At 70.5% G+C, this 13,969-nt stretch carries 14 protein-coding genes; 9 read left to right on the top strand and 5 right to left on the bottom strand.

The genetic code is table 11. From position 1 onward, the window contains the following. Both ACIPRD_RS10295 and ACIPRD_RS10300 read right to left on the bottom strand, forming a co-directional pair. Positions 1-903 carry a hypothetical protein gene (locus ACIPRD_RS10295; RefSeq protein WP_356402484.1) on the bottom strand — a complete coding sequence of 301 codons (903 nt, stop codon included), beginning with the start codon at positions 901-903 and terminating at the stop codon, positions 1-3. A gap of 174 nt (positions 904-1,077) precedes the next feature. After that, positions 1,078-1,605, bottom strand: a complete 528-nt coding sequence (locus tag ACIPRD_RS10300) for a hypothetical protein (protein WP_401562003.1) — start codon at positions 1,603-1,605, stop codon at positions 1,078-1,080. Positions 1,606-1,964: 359 nt separating this feature from the next. Here ACIPRD_RS10300 and ACIPRD_RS10305 point away from each other — a divergent pair, with 359 nt between their 5' ends. After that, positions 1,965-2,540, top strand: coding sequence for a DUF3291 domain-containing protein (locus tag ACIPRD_RS10305; RefSeq protein WP_401562006.1), 576 nt, complete (start codon positions 1,965-1,967; stop codon positions 2,538-2,540). Here ACIPRD_RS10305 and ACIPRD_RS10310 read toward each other — a convergent pair. After that, positions 2,537-4,381, bottom strand: coding sequence for a pentapeptide repeat-containing protein (locus ACIPRD_RS10310; protein WP_401562009.1), 1,845 nt, complete (start codon positions 4,379-4,381; stop codon positions 2,537-2,539). The two genes, ACIPRD_RS10305 and ACIPRD_RS10310, sit on opposite strands and share 4 nt — an antisense overlap. Before the next feature lie 165 nt (positions 4,382-4,546). Continuing rightward, complete coding sequence (locus tag ACIPRD_RS10315; RefSeq protein WP_401562011.1) at positions 4,547-4,846, bottom strand: type II toxin-antitoxin system Phd/YefM family antitoxin; 300 nt, start codon at positions 4,844-4,846, stop codon at positions 4,547-4,549. A 412-nt stretch (positions 4,847-5,258) separates the two neighbouring features. Between ACIPRD_RS10315 and ACIPRD_RS10320 the strand changes: the two genes are divergently transcribed. The 3 genes from ACIPRD_RS10320 (at position 5,259) to ACIPRD_RS10330 (ending at position 7,464) form a co-directional block, all read left to right on the top strand. Beyond that, positions 5,259-5,612: a hypothetical protein gene (locus ACIPRD_RS10320; protein ID WP_401562013.1), complete on the top strand. Its 354-nt coding sequence runs from the start codon at positions 5,259-5,261 to the stop codon at positions 5,610-5,612. A 70-nt stretch (positions 5,613-5,682) separates the two neighbouring features. Further along, positions 5,683-6,534 carry a class I SAM-dependent methyltransferase gene (locus tag ACIPRD_RS10325; protein ID WP_401562016.1) on the top strand — a complete coding sequence of 284 codons (852 nt, stop codon included), beginning with the start codon at positions 5,683-5,685 and terminating at the stop codon, positions 6,532-6,534. Positions 6,535-6,813: 279 nt separating this feature from the next. Beyond that, positions 6,814-7,464, top strand: coding sequence for a chloramphenicol phosphotransferase CPT family protein (locus tag ACIPRD_RS10330; protein WP_401562019.1), 651 nt, complete (start codon positions 6,814-6,816; stop codon positions 7,462-7,464). Positions 7,465-7,673: 209 nt separating this feature from the next. Here the strand turns inward: ACIPRD_RS10330 and ACIPRD_RS10335 are convergent, their stop codons facing one another. Continuing rightward, a complete protein-coding gene (locus ACIPRD_RS10335) occupies positions 7,674-8,210 on the bottom strand; it encodes a GNAT family N-acetyltransferase (protein ID WP_401563145.1) in 537 nt (178 codons plus the stop codon). A gap of 244 nt (positions 8,211-8,454) precedes the next feature. Between ACIPRD_RS10335 and ACIPRD_RS10340 the strand changes: the two genes are divergently transcribed. From ACIPRD_RS10340 to ACIPRD_RS10360, 5 genes are all read left to right on the top strand, one after another. Further along, complete coding sequence (locus ACIPRD_RS10340; RefSeq protein WP_401562022.1) at positions 8,455-9,561, top strand: hypothetical protein; 1,107 nt, start codon at positions 8,455-8,457, stop codon at positions 9,559-9,561. A gap of 183 nt (positions 9,562-9,744) precedes the next feature. Then, entirely contained in the window at positions 9,745-10,134 is a 390-nt protein-coding gene (locus ACIPRD_RS10345) for a hypothetical protein (protein WP_401562024.1), read from the top strand. A gap of 149 nt (positions 10,135-10,283) precedes the next feature. Then, positions 10,284-10,703 carry an NUDIX domain-containing protein gene (locus ACIPRD_RS10350; RefSeq protein ID WP_401562026.1) on the top strand — a complete coding sequence of 140 codons (420 nt, stop codon included), beginning with the start codon at positions 10,284-10,286 and terminating at the stop codon, positions 10,701-10,703. A 211-nt stretch (positions 10,704-10,914) separates the two neighbouring features. Next, the gene (locus tag ACIPRD_RS10355) at positions 10,915-12,933 is read left to right on the top strand and encodes an NPCBM/NEW2 domain-containing protein (protein ID WP_401562029.1); all 2,019 of its coding nucleotides are present in this window, start codon (positions 10,915-10,917) and stop codon (positions 12,931-12,933) included. 293 nt (positions 12,934-13,226) lie between these two features. Beyond that, positions 13,227-13,616 (top strand): VOC family protein, encoded by a 390-nt coding sequence (locus ACIPRD_RS10360; protein WP_356402511.1) that lies wholly within the window; start codon positions 13,227-13,229, stop codon positions 13,614-13,616. Positions 13,617-13,969: the final 353 nt, after the last annotated feature.

Genomic DNA, 13,969 nt, shown 5'->3' on the forward strand with positions numbered 1-13,969 from the left:
TCACGCGTCTCCGAGTCGTCCCACCAGGTCCATGGCCTCCTGCGTGAGTTGGACGTGCAGGCCGGTGCTGTCCTGCGTGGCGACCTGCGTGAAGCCGCCCTTGTGCCACCAGAACACCGAAGGGCTCAGCGCGCCCGCCGACTCCTCGAAGCCGACGGCGGCGAACCGGGCCATGGTGTGCAGCGACGGTGCCACACTCTTGTCGCGGATGACGTGGAAGGCGAGCTGGTGCCGGTGCGGCAGCGCGACGAGGACCCCGTTCGGCACCGGCGCGTCCTTGGTGTGGCGGCGTACGACCTCGTCGAGGATCAGCGCGAGACTCGCGATGAAGTACGAGTCGCCCATCAGCACGTCGAAGCGCGTGCCGTCTTTGTCCTTGACGACCTTGTGCTTGTCGACGCGGACGGCCCTGAGGTTCTGCAGCGCACGGTCCCGGAGGTCCGGAAGTTCCCCCAGCGCGGAGACGGAGTCCGCGGTCAGCATCTCGACCGTTTCCGGGAGGTCGAGTGCCAGCACCTCCAGGAGCCCCGGAACCGGCCGGGAGCCGTACGCGAAGGCCTTCAGGCGTGCAGGGTCGCTGGGGATGAAGCGGGGGTACAGCTGAGCCAGGATCCGTTCGCGCGGCAGGGTCTTGAGAGCCTGGGGTCCCTTCATCGAACGGATGGCGCGGTCGACGTGCTGGTCCACCAGCGCCCGCCAGGACCGCGGGCCGCGGCGGTCGTTGTGGCACACCGCCGCGAGATTGGTGAGGCCGAAGCGCCACCCCTCATCCGTGCTGACGTGTCCCGATTCGACCGTCACCTCGATACCGCGCTCGGCGAAGGCCTCGCGGACGAAGCTCCGCAACCGTGCGGCCTCCCCCTCGGACAGGAACGTGAACTCCCCGTCGCGCGGCTGGTCCATCCCCTCGCGACGCTCTCCGCGCCGGAACATCCCCACCGGGTCCCCTATCGCTCGATGATGTGGATCATAGACGTCACCGTCCCCGGCGTGCTCCTCGGTTTTCCGCGCACGGCAAGTGGCGCAGAGCGTCGGGGCACCCCGCCGACCGGGCCCCGGCGGCCCTGCCTGAGCTGGTCAGGAAGTCTGTTCGTCGCGGATGCCGGCGTGCCCGGTCCGGCACGCGAGGACCGCTTGGTTCAGCGCCCGGACCGCGTCCCGCGCGCGGTCGGCGTCGCGGCCGTGGTCGATGGCTTCCAGCGCTTCGGCGGCCGTCAGCCGCACGGTGACCGCCACGTCGTCGAAGGCGGCGAGCCGGTAGGCGATGGCGCGGCGGGCCAGTCGCTCCTCGCTGCTCGTTCCCCCGGCCGTCAGCGGGAAGACCGACGCTTCGTACAACGCGACCCCGCGCAGGACGGCGTCGGCGATGGCCTCCGCCTTCACGTCGCCCATCACGAGGTCTTCCAGAAGTGCCTTCGTCTGCAGGCGGCACAGCGCGATCGTGATCCTCGCGCCCAGCAGCATCGCACCGGAGGCGGCGCCCATCCCGGCGAGCGCGCCCGCCCAGCCCCCCAGCAGGAACCCGGCCGAGCCGCCCACCACTGCCAGGCCTACGGCCAACAGCCCGAAGGCCGCGTACAGGAGTGTGCTGGACGGGACTCTCATACCTCGAAGTATGCCTGGTCGACCGGCCCGCGACGGCCGACTCGTCGGCGGTGTTCCGGACCACGGGACGGGGTGCGCAAGGCAAGGGCACGACAGGCACGCCGATCGACCGCAGCGCATCACCGGCACCCCTCAGCAGGCGTTCTCTCCCTTCCCTTCGGCCTTCACCGCCCCAACTCCCCTGGTGCGCCGCACAAGAGGCCACTTCGGCAGGAAAAACGCAACTTCGACAAGGCCCGCGGGGGCAGTTACCTTCACCTGGCCCTCCGCAATCAACCAGCCACGACGTCACGGGAGTTGTGCCGCCCTCGGGCCACCCGTGGATCCACTCCGGGCACCTCGGAACAAGGGAGAGAAGCATGCCTCGACTTGCGCTGTACACCTTCGGCGTCCTCAAGTCGCCCCTCGTCGATCCCGGAGCTCTCACCCGCGAGTTCTACGACATCGGTGCGGCCGTCTACGGGAACATCGGCCGGCATCCCGGCTACCTCGCGCATGCCGAAGCGGCAGACGGCGAACAGGGCCTGCTCTTCGGGGCGGACTGGGGTGTCTGGGGAGAGTTCACGGTGCCGGCCTGGTACGGCAAAGGCCGTACGGTCGAGACCACCGCCCTGGCCACGACCCTCTCGCTCTGGACAGACCTGCGTCCCGCCCTCGACGCCGTCTACTCCGGTCGGCACCGTGAGGCGCTGGCCAGGCGTCGCGACTGGTTCGAGAGGTCGGCGCACCCGAACTACGTGTGCTGGTGGGTCTCCGACGGCGCGACACCCACCTGGCAGGACGGCGTCACCCGGCTGGAACACCTCCACGCCCACGACCCAGCGCCGTACGCCTTCACCTTCCACCACTCGTTCACTCCGGACGGAACTCCGGCCGGGATCGACCCGAGCGGGGGCAAGAACACCGGGCCGGAGACCGGACAGGACGCCCCCTAGCGTTTCAGACGGCTGCGGATCGCCAGGACGGCCAGGCCGAGGAGGGCGGGCTCGGCCAGACGGGAGGCCATCTCCGTGTAGGTGCCGGCGGTGGTGAGGTTCTGGTCGGAGGACCGGAAGACCACCGAGTCGATGACCACCCGCAGGGACTTCTCGAAGCGGCCGCTCGTCAACCGGTCGGCGTAGGACCCGGACGGGTCGACCGGGTCCGCCATGCCGATGGCCGTCGTGACGCGCCGCCCGGTCACCGTCACCGTGCTCCGCGGCTCCGGGTCGTTCTGCGGCAGGCCCCACAGCATCATCGCCAGCACGGTGGCGGTCATGGCGACCAGGAGCCAGCCGAGGGCGCGGGAAGCCCGCATCCCGTAGCCGGAGAGCGCCCAGTACGCGGTGAGCAGGCCTCGCTCGGCCCGGGGGATGTCGTCGGCGTGGCGGCGCATCTCCATCTCGCCGTAGTAGAAGTCGGCGGCCCCCGGTTCGTGCTTGCCGTCCTCGAAGGCTTTGCGCAGTTGCCGGTACACCGGCGCCAGTACGGCCGGTTCCCGCACCTCCTCCCCCTCCGGCGCGGGCGTCCACCCCTCCGCGCCCCGGCCGCGCGCGGCACGCCAGTGGTGCTCTTCGGCGAGTGTGCGGCGGGGGGTCCAGCGCACCGGCCGTATGCCGCGCCGGCGCAGACCGGAGGGGCCGGAGGCGAAGGTGTACGTGCCCTCCAGCCGCAGCTGGTCGAGGTGGACGGTGCCGGCGAAGAGGCAGTCGGTGAGGTCCACTCCGGTGAGCACCAGGTGCGCGGCGTCCACACCCCGCAGCGACATGACCCGCACGCCGGCGCCCACGAGGCCGGGCTCGGCCATTGCTCCGTCGCCGTCGCCGGGCTCGCCGTCCACGGGGAAGGGGCGGGACCGGGCGGCGATGCTCAAAGGATGCTCGACGATCGCGTCGCTCAGGTCCACGGCCGCGTAGCGCAGTCGCAAGGCGGCGGTGGACGTCCACCGGGTGCGCCGGCACCGCACGGCCGTCGCCGCCGCTTCGACGGTCGCCGCGTCCCCGAACACCGCCTCGGACAGGTTCAGCGTGCCCGCGCACACCAGCGGCCCGAGCAGTGCGCTGCGCCCGAACACCACACCCAGAAAGGACACTTGACCGCCGATGCTCAGGCCACGGAACGTGGTGATGCCGTTGAACCCGGCCCGGTCGAATCTGCCGTCACCCCCGATCGTGGCCCGGTCGAGCGAGAAGAAGCCGCCGATCTCCACCCCGGTGAAGCAGGCGTCCCGCCCGATCCTCGCCCCGTCGAAGACGGCACGGCCGGTCACGATCAGCCGGTCGAACGAGGCCCGGCCGGCCACCTCCACTTTCTCGAACATGGCACGTCGGCGGACCTTCATCCGGTCGAAGCAGGCGTCGCCCCCGATCCTCACGTGCCGGAACAGCGCGCGGCTGCCGATCTCCACCCGGTCGAACGAGAGGTCGCCGGCGATCTCGGCCCCGTCGAACAGGACGTCACCGTCGATCTCCGCGAGGTCGAACCGCGCCTCGCCGGGGAACACCGCTTCCTGGAACAGGGCGTTGCCGATGCGCGGCCTGTGCGTCGAGGGATCCGTGAGCGCGGTGAGCAGTTCGCTCACCCTTCCCTCGGTGAGACGTGTTCCCCGGTGGTCGAGGTCCGCACCGGGCCGGAGACGCGCGAGGTGGGCGGTGCGATCGTCGTCGGACAGATGGGCCAGGCACGCGGCGTGCGGCGCGACCTGACGGCCACGGCACTCGGCCTCGCCGGGCAACGGTTCGCCGCAGTGCGGCCATGACGGTACGCCAGGTTCGGTCCGGTACGCGGTGGCGGTCATGTCCATGGGACGTGGAGAAGCGCACGGCCGGTTGCGCCGGCCCGCCCGTGGCCGTCAGCGCCGCACCAACGCCTCGCCCAGGCTTTCAGAAGGCGCAGTTGCACAAGCGGCCCGCGCAGGACGGGAATCAGGCCGTGTTCGCGCGAGTGGCCGGACGCGACGGCTTCACCTGGTCCGGTAAGGGTCCTGGGGGTTTCCGTATTCGGCGGTCAGGCCGAACTGGTTCCTCTCCGCCTGCGGGGACCGGGCGTCCAGGACGACGGACACCGTGCCGATCACTTGATCCTGATCCCGTTCCCGCTCCCGCGTGGCGGACTCGAGCCGTTCCAGGTCGGCGGCCGACACGAGGGCGACGAGCGGCTTGCCGTGACGGGTGAGGACGACGTGTTCCCCGCCGTAGACGACGCGGTTGATGAGGTCCGCCAGCTCGGAACGGGCTTGCGTCACCGGGATCTCATGGGCCATGATCCCGATCATACGCCCTGTACATTCTGTACGTTCTGACGGCACGCTCCCGCCCCAGGTGATCACTCGTCACCCGGGTGCCGAGCCACCTGTCGCCGACCGAGAGCGGGTTGCCTGAAGTGCGGGGCAACTTGGCACGCACGGAGAGGGCTGGCGATGGCGGCTCCGAGGCCCTGTCGGTCGACCGCCTGCTCGGCGAGGCCACCATCGTGCTCGACAAGGGCGCCGCCCCGATCGCCGCGCCGACTGACGCTCCCCGTCGACCGCCTTCTCCAGCACCTCGCTCCCCCGCGCGACGGCGGTGCGCCACCCGACGCAGCCGTCTGACGTAGCCGTCCGACCCAGCCCTCCGACGGCCCGCCCGGGAAGAAATCCCCTTGGCCGGACCGTCCCCGTCGGCCACGCTGTACGCATGCCTCGCAGAATCATGTTCGTGCAGCTCAAGACGGGATACGACACCGATCGTGGACCCTCGTGGATCGGGTGGGTGGAGTTCTCCAAGACCTGGAAGACGGCCTACTTCCACGACCGCACCCTCCGGCGCGCGACGGGCCTCGGCCTGTTCGACGCGAATTTCTATGACGTGGACACCGATGAATCCTTCTGGATCTCCGGACCCAAGCGGGATCGCCGGGACACCCGGTACGTACCGGCGGCGCCGACCGTGGAGGAGGACGCCGCTGACGCCTACCGGGCGTTCCTCCAAGGGGCACCACTGCCTGGGCGAGGGAACGGCGCGAGCGGCACAGAGGCCCCGTCCGCCTGAGGGGTCCGGTGCGACAGGCCAGGTCCGGGGGCGAAGACCTCCCTCGGAATCACTCGTCTAGGCTGGTGCGATGGCTGATGAGCGGGAGCGAGTGCGGCCGTCGGGAGTGTGGGCCACGGCGGTGGGGGTGGCCCGGGTGCGGGCGCTGGAGACCGAGCGGGAGAACGCACTGTTCCGCGATCCTCTGGCGCAGGCCTTCGCCGCCGCCGGCGGTCTGTGGCCCTCTTCGCCGACACCGCCCGGGGACGAGGCCGCGCGACGCCGCCGTCTGGCCGTGGCGTTCTCCATCGTCATCAGGACGAAGTTCCTCGACGATCTGCTGCGGCAGGCCGCCGCGTCCGGGGTACGGCAGGTCGTGCTGCTCGGCGCCGGGATGGACAGCCGGGCCTTCCGGATGGACTGGCCCGAGGGCACCAGGTTGTTCGAGGTCGACACCGCCGCGCCGCTGGACTTCAAGGCCTCGGTGCTGCGCCAGGAGCGGGCTGTCGCGCGCTGCGAGCGGATCGCCGTGGCGGTGGATCTGCGGGAGGACTGGCCGGGCGCCCTGGCCGCCGCAGGGCACGACCCCACGCTGCCGACCGTATGGATCGCCGAAGGGCTGCTGATCTATCTGCCCGAGGACGCGGTGGAGCTGCTCCTCGCCCGCATCGGCGCGCAGTCGGCGGCGGGCAGCCGGATGGGGCTCACACTGGGCTCACGCGGCGTCATCGAGCGCTTCGGCGCGGACGCCGCGCCGGGATCGGCGGCGTCGATGTGGGTCTCGGAGATGCCCGACGACCCGGTGGGGTGGCTGGCGGGCCACGGCTGGGAGGCGAGCAGCCACACCCTGCGCGAGCGCGCCGCCGCCTACGGCCGCCCGTTCGGCACACCGCCGCAGCGGGAGGAACAGCCCGGCGGTCTGATCGCGGCGGTGCGCCGGTAGGCATCTCCCGGCCGAGTGAGCGGCCGGGGCCCTCCCATGCCTGCCACGGGTCTGGCCGGCGACGAGGCCGGGGACGTCGTGGGCCGAGCTTGGCCACCGGCAGGGCTCGGCCGGCCTGCGCGCAGCATCCCGACTCCGCTCGGCCGTACGAACCTTGGCCACGGGCCTGTCGGCTCGCGGACGCCCGTCTGTTCGTTGTGCCGCAAGGACTGCGGCCAGTACGTTTCGTGCTGTCAAGATCGAGATCTCGGGGAGCCTGTGCACGATGCGAGAGCGCGCATGACGACGAATCCGACGGTCCGGTCGGCGGAGCCGGCCACCTCGCCGGGGGCCGATCCCGCGCCGGGCGGCCTGATCATCTTTCTGAACGGCACATCGAGCTCGGGCAAGTCGAGCATCGCCAGGGAGCTGGTCCGTGTCCTGGAGGAGCCGTGCTTCCACATGCCCGTGGACGCGTTCCATGCCATGCGCTCAGGGCCTGAGATGCCGCCGGACCAGCTGAGCGTCGTACTGAGACGCACCTGGATGGGGTTCCACCGTGCGGTCGCGGGCATGGCCGCGGCGGGCAACACAGTCGTCGTGGACCATGTGCTGAGCGAACCGTGGCGGCTCGACGACTGTCTGGCCCTGTTCGTCCCCCAGGATGTCGTGCTGGTCGGAGTGCGCTGTCCCCTGGAGGAGTTGGAGCGCCGGGAGCAGGCGCGGGGTGATCGTCCGGCGGGCCTGGCCGCCCGCCAGTTCGAGCGCGTGCACGCCCACGGCATCTACGACGTCGAGTGCGACACCGGAAGTTCGAGCCCGCTCGAGTGCGCCCGGGAGATCAAGGATTTCCTCCGCAGTCGGACGGCACCCACCGCGTTCGAGCGCATGAAGGACGAAAGCCCCGCCCGGCCCGCGGTGGGCAGCCACCTGCCCGACCCGTCGTCGTGACCCGAACGCAGCCGGGACAGTGAGCCGTTCGTCCCCGGATTCCACGGACCGTGGTTCCGCCTGCGGCCGGAGCAGCGCGCGGACAGTCCTCCGCCACCATGACGACCACCGTCTCTGCTGGCGCTGGTGCTGGTGGCATGGGGGCCGGCGCAACACGCGAGGCGCGTGCACCGCGAGACTCCGGCAGACCGGCGCTGTGGGGCGTTGGTTCAGTCGGACCGGGTGGTCGGCGACCACATGCCCAACCACTGCTCGGCGTCGTAGGCATGGAACCGCTCCACCTCGGTGAACCCCAGCTTCGCCGCGAGGCGCATCGAGCGGGCGTTGGCCGTCTGGGTGGCAAGTACCACCGGTTCGCCGGGAAGTTCGTCGGCGAACCAGTCGAGTACGGCCGTGCACGACTCGGCGGCGTACCCGTGTCCCCACGCCTTCGGCAGGAACAGATAGCCGAGTTCGGCCTTCCCCCCGGCATGGCGAAGCTTTCCGGCGTTTCTGGTGAGCGTGATCTGCCCGATCAGCTCTCCGTCCAGATCGACGGCGAAGAGGCCGGGGCGCCGGTGGGGCGGGGCGGGCATCGTGCGCTCCAGCTCGTCACGCGGTCGGGGGCCTCCGAGGTAGGTGCCCACCTCGGGCGAGGCCAGCAGGTCGATGAGCGCGGCACGGTCCCGGGCCTCGGGCTCACGGAGCACGAGCCTCGCGGTCCTGAGTGGGGCGGGCGGCCAGGCGACGGGTCCGAGGTCGGTCATGCCGGTCAGCCAACCAGCAGACATCCTTGCGATCAAGGCCGTTACAGGGAAGGCAGGTTGAAGCACCGTGCCTCCGGTCGTCCGAGGGCAGCGCAATCGGCCGGAGGCGGCGGACAGCACCTTCCCGCGCCGCGTCGGACCACCACGGAGGTCACAGTTGCCGCTCCCCCGGGCTGGTGAGAAAACACGTTGGCCGGTAGCCCGCGAGCTGCGACGATACGTCGGCTATCCAGTCGGAGGACGCTTGTTCGTTTTTGTGTGCGCCGGATGCGGTGCCGAGTTGACCATCCCGATGTCCCAGGTGGCGTTGCCCGTTCACGCCCGTCAGAAGTACGGGAACGGGACTCAGCTCCCCGTGCTCATGGCGTCCGGCACGTTCGCCGTGGATCCGGACCCTTGGGGAGGACCGTGGCGGATGTGGGCCGACGTCGATCCCGATGAGGCGGAGGCACGCGGCATCTACGCGCCCGTCCGCGCCTTGTCCGACGGCACACCCGGGGCGAGTGTCATCGCGCCCGGTGACATCCGTGGCACCCGGCTGATCCCGGAAAAACGCGGCACTGCGTGCTGCGGCCTCGACGGGGCCGATGGGCCCAATATGGCCTGCGAGGCGTGCGATCTCCCCGTGGCGACCAGGATCGACGACTGCTCCCTCTGGCAGGCGGTACGGCTCAGCCCGGACGCCGTGCACCGCGTCCCCGTAGGCGGAGTGCCCGGCGCGCCCCTCTCATGGGCGGAGCTGGTGGAGGCCAGGGAGAGGACGCCCCCGTTCGAACCGATCGCCATGTGGGGAGGGCGACTGGGCCAGGACCACTACTGGTCGTGGAGCCCGCGATGGGAGGCGGCAGCCGGCCAAGCGCTCGCCCATCTGCTGGTCGCCTCCGAGGGGCAGCCGGTGCGGGTTCCGGGCGGTCTCACCGCGGACGTGTTCCAACGCGCGCTCGACGCCCTTCTTCCGGGCGACGCTCCGCAGCGGCGTGCGGGCCTTGCCGGGCCGGGACGGCCCGCACCGGCTGCGGGCGCCGACATCCTCCTCGTGCCGGTCCATCCCGAGACGGGGCAACTCTGGGCCCCTGCCGGTCCGGTCGATTCGGCCCACCTGGTGCCTCTACCGCTGGGCGTGTGGCTGCGGCTGGTCGATCCCCGGCCGTACCTGCCGGTTCCGGCGTCAGGGCGCCTTCCGCGGGACGTACTCCGCGACGACCCGCTCCCGCTGCTCCCCGGCCATTCGTTCCGGACCGACCGGAACACGTTCCAGCACACGCTGGTACGGCTGCCGGCCGTGCGGCAGCCGTGGCTGCGCACACTCCTAGAGAGCGTCATGCAGGGCAACTCACCCGATGTCTTCTAGCTGATCGGACCGGAGGCCCGGCCCTGCGCAGCCGCTTGCCGTAGGCGGGCCGCTGGGGCGGTTCGGCGCATAGAGTGCTGTCGCTGTCGCGAGGGTGTCCACGCCGTTCGCCGCAAGAAGGCTCCAGGACACCTCGTTGTCGTCTCCGCAGGCGCCCCTTGGACCACACCACCAGGAGAACCAGTGTCACACCCGGAACCGCACACCCCCGAGGGGCAACTCGCCGACGCGAAAGAGCTGTTGGACCTCCCGCGTATCGTCGTGATCTGCGGATCCACCCGCTTCATGACCGAGATGAACGAGGCCGATCTGCGCGAGACCACCGCCGGGAGGATCGTCGTCAAGCCGGGATGTGACATGAAGTCGCCGCACGCGCTCTGGTCCGATCCTGTCGAGGCGGCGGCGCTGAAGGTCCGGCTCGACGATCTGCACCGGGCGAAGATCCGGCTCGCCGACGAGGTGCTCGTCGTCGGCGACTACATCGGTGACAGCACCAGGTCCGAAATCGCCTACGCCCGGTCCTTGGCGAAGCCCGTCCGGTTCACGCATCCCGAGGTCGACCCGGACGCTTGACCGTCTCACGGAGGCGTCGACCGCCGCCCACTCACCCCCATTCCTCCGCGAATCCCGTGGAATTGATCACCCAGCGCCTGCGACGAGGGGCAGTCTTCGGGGCCGGAGTCCTCGCCCAGTTGCTTCACCCCAGGAAGGGACGAACGACCATGGATACTCATGTGCGCACGCGTGTCTCGGCATACGCCGTCGCGGTGGACGACGGACGGCTGCTCCTGGCCCGGTTGTCGGACGCGTCACCCGTCTTCGCCCCAGGGCTGTGGCACCTACCGGGTGGCGGGATCGACCCAGGCGAGCAGCCCACGGAGGCACTGGCGCGTGAGCTTCTGGAGGAGACCGGTCTCGAACTGGCCGCCGCCGACCTGCTCGACGCGCGGACATACGCAGTTCGGCGAGATGGAATCGACTGGAGCCTCACCGCACTGTTCTACGCCGTGGAGTTGAAGGCAGGGGCTCTGGCGGTGACCGAGGTCGAGGGTTCCACCGACGCGGTGGCCTGGATCCCCCTGGCGGACCTCAGTGAGTCCATGCTGTCGCCGGCGGCTTGCGACGCACTCAAATACGTGTGAGCCGACCGACGCTCTGCGGGCTCAGGTTCGCCGCCACTTCCGGAGGGCGGCAGACTCCTGATCGACGCGTTTCACCCCGGCCGGGACCACGGAAGAGCCAAACAGGATCCACCACATGTGTCCCACCCCTTCCAACAGACTCGGACACGTCCTACCATAATCGCGCACCGATGCCCGTCCCTGCCCGCCGCAAGCCGGAGGAACGTCGACGATGCGTCACCCGCACCCCCACACGTCTCGTAAGCACCGCACCAGAACGGCCGCCGCACTCTTGGCGGTTCTGCTGGGCGCGGGTGGTCTCGCCGCTCCGGCAGCCACCGCCGCGCCTCCCGCGGCGCCGGCCGAGGGGCCGGCCCTCACCCCGCCCATGGGCTTCAACAACTGGAACTCCACCCACTGCCGCGCCGAGTTCAACGAGGACATGGTCAAAGGCATCGCCGACCTCTTCGTCTCCGAGGGGCTGAAGGACGCCGGCTACCAGTACGTCAATCTCGACGACTGCTGGGCGCTCCCCCAGCGCGACGCCGACGGCGAGCTGGTGCCGGACCCGGTCCGCTTCCCTCACGGCATCGCCGCGGTCGCGGACTACGTCCACTCCAAGGGACTCAAGCTCGGCATCTACACCAGCGCCGGCACCAAGACCTGCGACACCGTGGGCTTTCCCGGCGCGCTCGGCCACGAGGTGAGCGACGCCCGGCAGTTCGCCGACTGGGGCGTGGACTACCTGAAGTACGACAACTGCAACAACCAGGGCGTCGACGCCCGGCAGCGCTACCGCACCATGCGCGACGCCCTCCAGGCCACCGGGCGCCCCATCGTCCTCAGCATCTGCGAGTGGGGTGAGAACAAGCCGTGGGAGTGGGCCTCCGGCGTCGGCCAACTCTGGCGCACCACCGGCGACATCAGCGACAACTGGGGTTCGATGCTCTCGATCCTCAAGCAGAATCTGCCGCTGGCCCCGTACGCCGGTCCGGGGCACTGGAACGACCCCGACATGCTGGAGGTCGGCAACGGGGGGATGACGGACACCGAGTACCGTTCCCACTTCTCGCTCTGGGCGGTCATGGCCGCCCCGCTGCTCATCGGCACCGACCTGCGCACGGCCTCCGCCGCCACCCTGGACATCCTCGGCAACAAGGAGGTCATCGCGGTCGACCAGGACCCACTGGGCCGACAGGGCACGGTCGTCTCCAGTGAGGGCGGACGCTGGGTGGTGGCCAAGGAGATGTCCGACGGCAGCCGCGCGGTGGCCCTGTTCAACGAGTCCGGGACCGCTCAGCGCATCGCCACCAGCGCCACCGCCGTGGGCCTGCCCCGTGCCTCCGCCTACACCCAGCGCGACCTGTGGCAGCACCGGGACACCAACACGGCGGGCACGATCGCGGCTACCGTCCCGGCCCACGGCACCGTCCTGCTCCGGGTCTCGGCCGACGGACGCTGGGCGGAGCATCCGCCCGCCGTCGAAACCGGCCTGACCGAAGCGCCGTTCATCGAACAGGACACCCCGGCCACGCTCACCACGGCCGTCACTGATCTGGGCCGTACCCCGGCCCGCGCGGTCTCGGCCACGCTGACCGGGCCCGACGGCTGGATCGTACGAGCCCTCTCCCCCGCCACGGCGGCCGCGCTGCCCACCGGGGCGTCCCTGCGCACCCGCTGGCGGGTGACGGCCCCGCCGGGAACGGCCGTGGGGTCGTACGCCCTCTCGCTGCGCGTCCGGTACCGCTCGCCCGCCGGAGAACGGGCCTCCACCGACCTCCCCGTGACCGCATCCGTAGTCGTGCCCCCGCCGTCCGGAACGTCGTACCTGAGCGATCTGCCCTGGCTGTCGGCGGCCAACGGGTGGGGACCGGTCGAGCGTGACACCAGCAACGGGGAGAGCGCGGCGGGCGACGGCGGCCCGCTCACGATCAACTCGACGGTGTACGCCAAGGGGCTCGGGGTGCATGCCGCCGGCGAGATCGCCTACTACGCCGGGAAGCGCTGCACGAAGGTCAGCGCGCAGGTGGGCGTGGACGACGAGAAGGGCACGAAGGGCAGCGTGGCCTTCGAGGTCTGGGCGGACGGCGTGAAGGCCGCGTCGACGGACGTGCTGACCAAAGCCCAGGCCGCCCAGCCGCTCACCGCTGACGTCAGCGGCGCGCGCGTGGTGCGGCTCGTCGTCACCGACGGCGGCGACGGCATCGACTCCGACCACGCGGACTGGGCGGACGCCAGGCTGAGTTGCTGAACCTGCCGCGTGGCCACGGGAGGCCGCTCCCTGTGGCCACGCGGTGCTCGAACTCGGCGATCTCGGCAATCGTCGTGCCCGCCCTGCCGGCCGGCGCGACGGCCATCACGCCGACGAGACAGGTGCCGGTGCCCGACCGCGCGGATGCGACAACCCGTCTCCGCCGTGCCTCGCCGTCATGACCGGAGAGATTCGAGTCGACTCCACCGACTAGTATCTGCGGACGACATCGCGTGCCGGTCACCGACTGGGTGAGGCATGGAGGTGTCGGGAGATGCCCTCGGAGGCATTCCTTGTCAGTCGAGTTGAATCACACCATCGTCCACGCCCGCGACAACCGGGTGTCCGCAAAGTTCTTCGCGGACCTGCTGGGACTCGAGATCACCACCGAATGGGGTCCCTTCATCGCGGTCGCCCTGAGCAACGGCGTCACACTGGACTTCGCCACCGTCCCCGCGGACACGATCACCCCTCAGCATTACGCCTTCCTGGTCTCCGAGGAGGAGTTCGACGCGGCGTACGCGCGGATCAGGGAGCACGGCATCGAGCACTACGCCGATCCGCACCGCAAGCAGCCGGGCACCGTCAACCACAACGACGGCGGCCGCGGCGTGTACTTCATGGACCCGGCGGGCCACGCCATGGAACTGATCACCGTGCCGTACGGCGGCTGGACCTCGTAAGCCACGTGCCGAGGGCCGCGCGGGCAGCTGGGGTGCGTATCGAGTCGTGATCAATCTGTGGGTGCACTCTCGCTCCGAGTACTGATCCGGTAGGGCACTTCCGGCTGTGACGTGACGCACCACCGCGCCCGCCCGTCACGATGCAGCCGGGATGCACCTAGGCGAGGGCGCGCTCACCACCCTGGAGCAGGCAGCCGTTGCTGGACATGTGCCGGCAACGGTTCCAGGTGCCGTCGGCCGAGCAGCGGAGGAACCGGCAACGGCTCTCGATCACCGACCGTGATTCGTGAGTCAGCTCATGACGACGCACCAAGAACAGCCCAACGAGCCGACGACTTTACGGGCACACCCTG

This window comes from Streptomyces sp. NPDC090108 (genome assembly GCF_044747185.1).
Lineage (GTDB): Bacteria > Actinomycetota > Actinomycetes > Streptomycetales > Streptomycetaceae > Streptomyces.

What these genes read in the sequence shown, in the direction of transcription:
- ACIPRD_RS10350 (WP_401562026.1), top strand. Translation starts at nt 10,284, where the DNA reads ATGGATACTCATGTGCGCACGCGTGTCTCGGCATACGCCGTCGCGGTG.
- ACIPRD_RS10335 (WP_401563145.1), bottom strand. Translation starts at nt 8,210, where the DNA reads ATGACCGACCTCGGACCCGTCGCCTGGCCGCCCGCCCCACTCAGGACC.
- ACIPRD_RS10330 (WP_401562019.1), top strand. Translation starts at nt 6,814, where the DNA reads ATGACGACGAATCCGACGGTCCGGTCGGCGGAGCCGGCCACCTCGCCG.
- ACIPRD_RS10300 (WP_401562003.1), bottom strand. Translation starts at nt 1,605, where the DNA reads ATGAGAGTCCCGTCCAGCACACTCCTGTACGCGGCCTTCGGGCTGTTG.
- ACIPRD_RS10325 (WP_401562016.1), top strand. Translation starts at nt 5,683, where the DNA reads ATGGCTGATGAGCGGGAGCGAGTGCGGCCGTCGGGAGTGTGGGCCACG.
- ACIPRD_RS10305 (WP_401562006.1), top strand. Translation starts at nt 1,965, where the DNA reads ATGCCTCGACTTGCGCTGTACACCTTCGGCGTCCTCAAGTCGCCCCTC.
- ACIPRD_RS10310 (WP_401562009.1), bottom strand. Translation starts at nt 4,381, where the DNA reads ATGACCGCCACCGCGTACCGGACCGAACCTGGCGTACCGTCATGGCCG.
- ACIPRD_RS10320 (WP_401562013.1), top strand. Translation starts at nt 5,259, where the DNA reads ATGCCTCGCAGAATCATGTTCGTGCAGCTCAAGACGGGATACGACACC.
- ACIPRD_RS10355 (WP_401562029.1), top strand. Translation starts at nt 10,915, where the DNA reads ATGCGTCACCCGCACCCCCACACGTCTCGTAAGCACCGCACCAGAACG.
- ACIPRD_RS10295 (WP_356402484.1), bottom strand. Translation starts at nt 903, where the DNA reads ATGGACCAGCCGCGCGACGGGGAGTTCACGTTCCTGTCCGAGGGGGAG.
- ACIPRD_RS10315 (WP_401562011.1), bottom strand. Translation starts at nt 4,846, where the DNA reads ATGGCCCATGAGATCCCGGTGACGCAAGCCCGTTCCGAGCTGGCGGAC.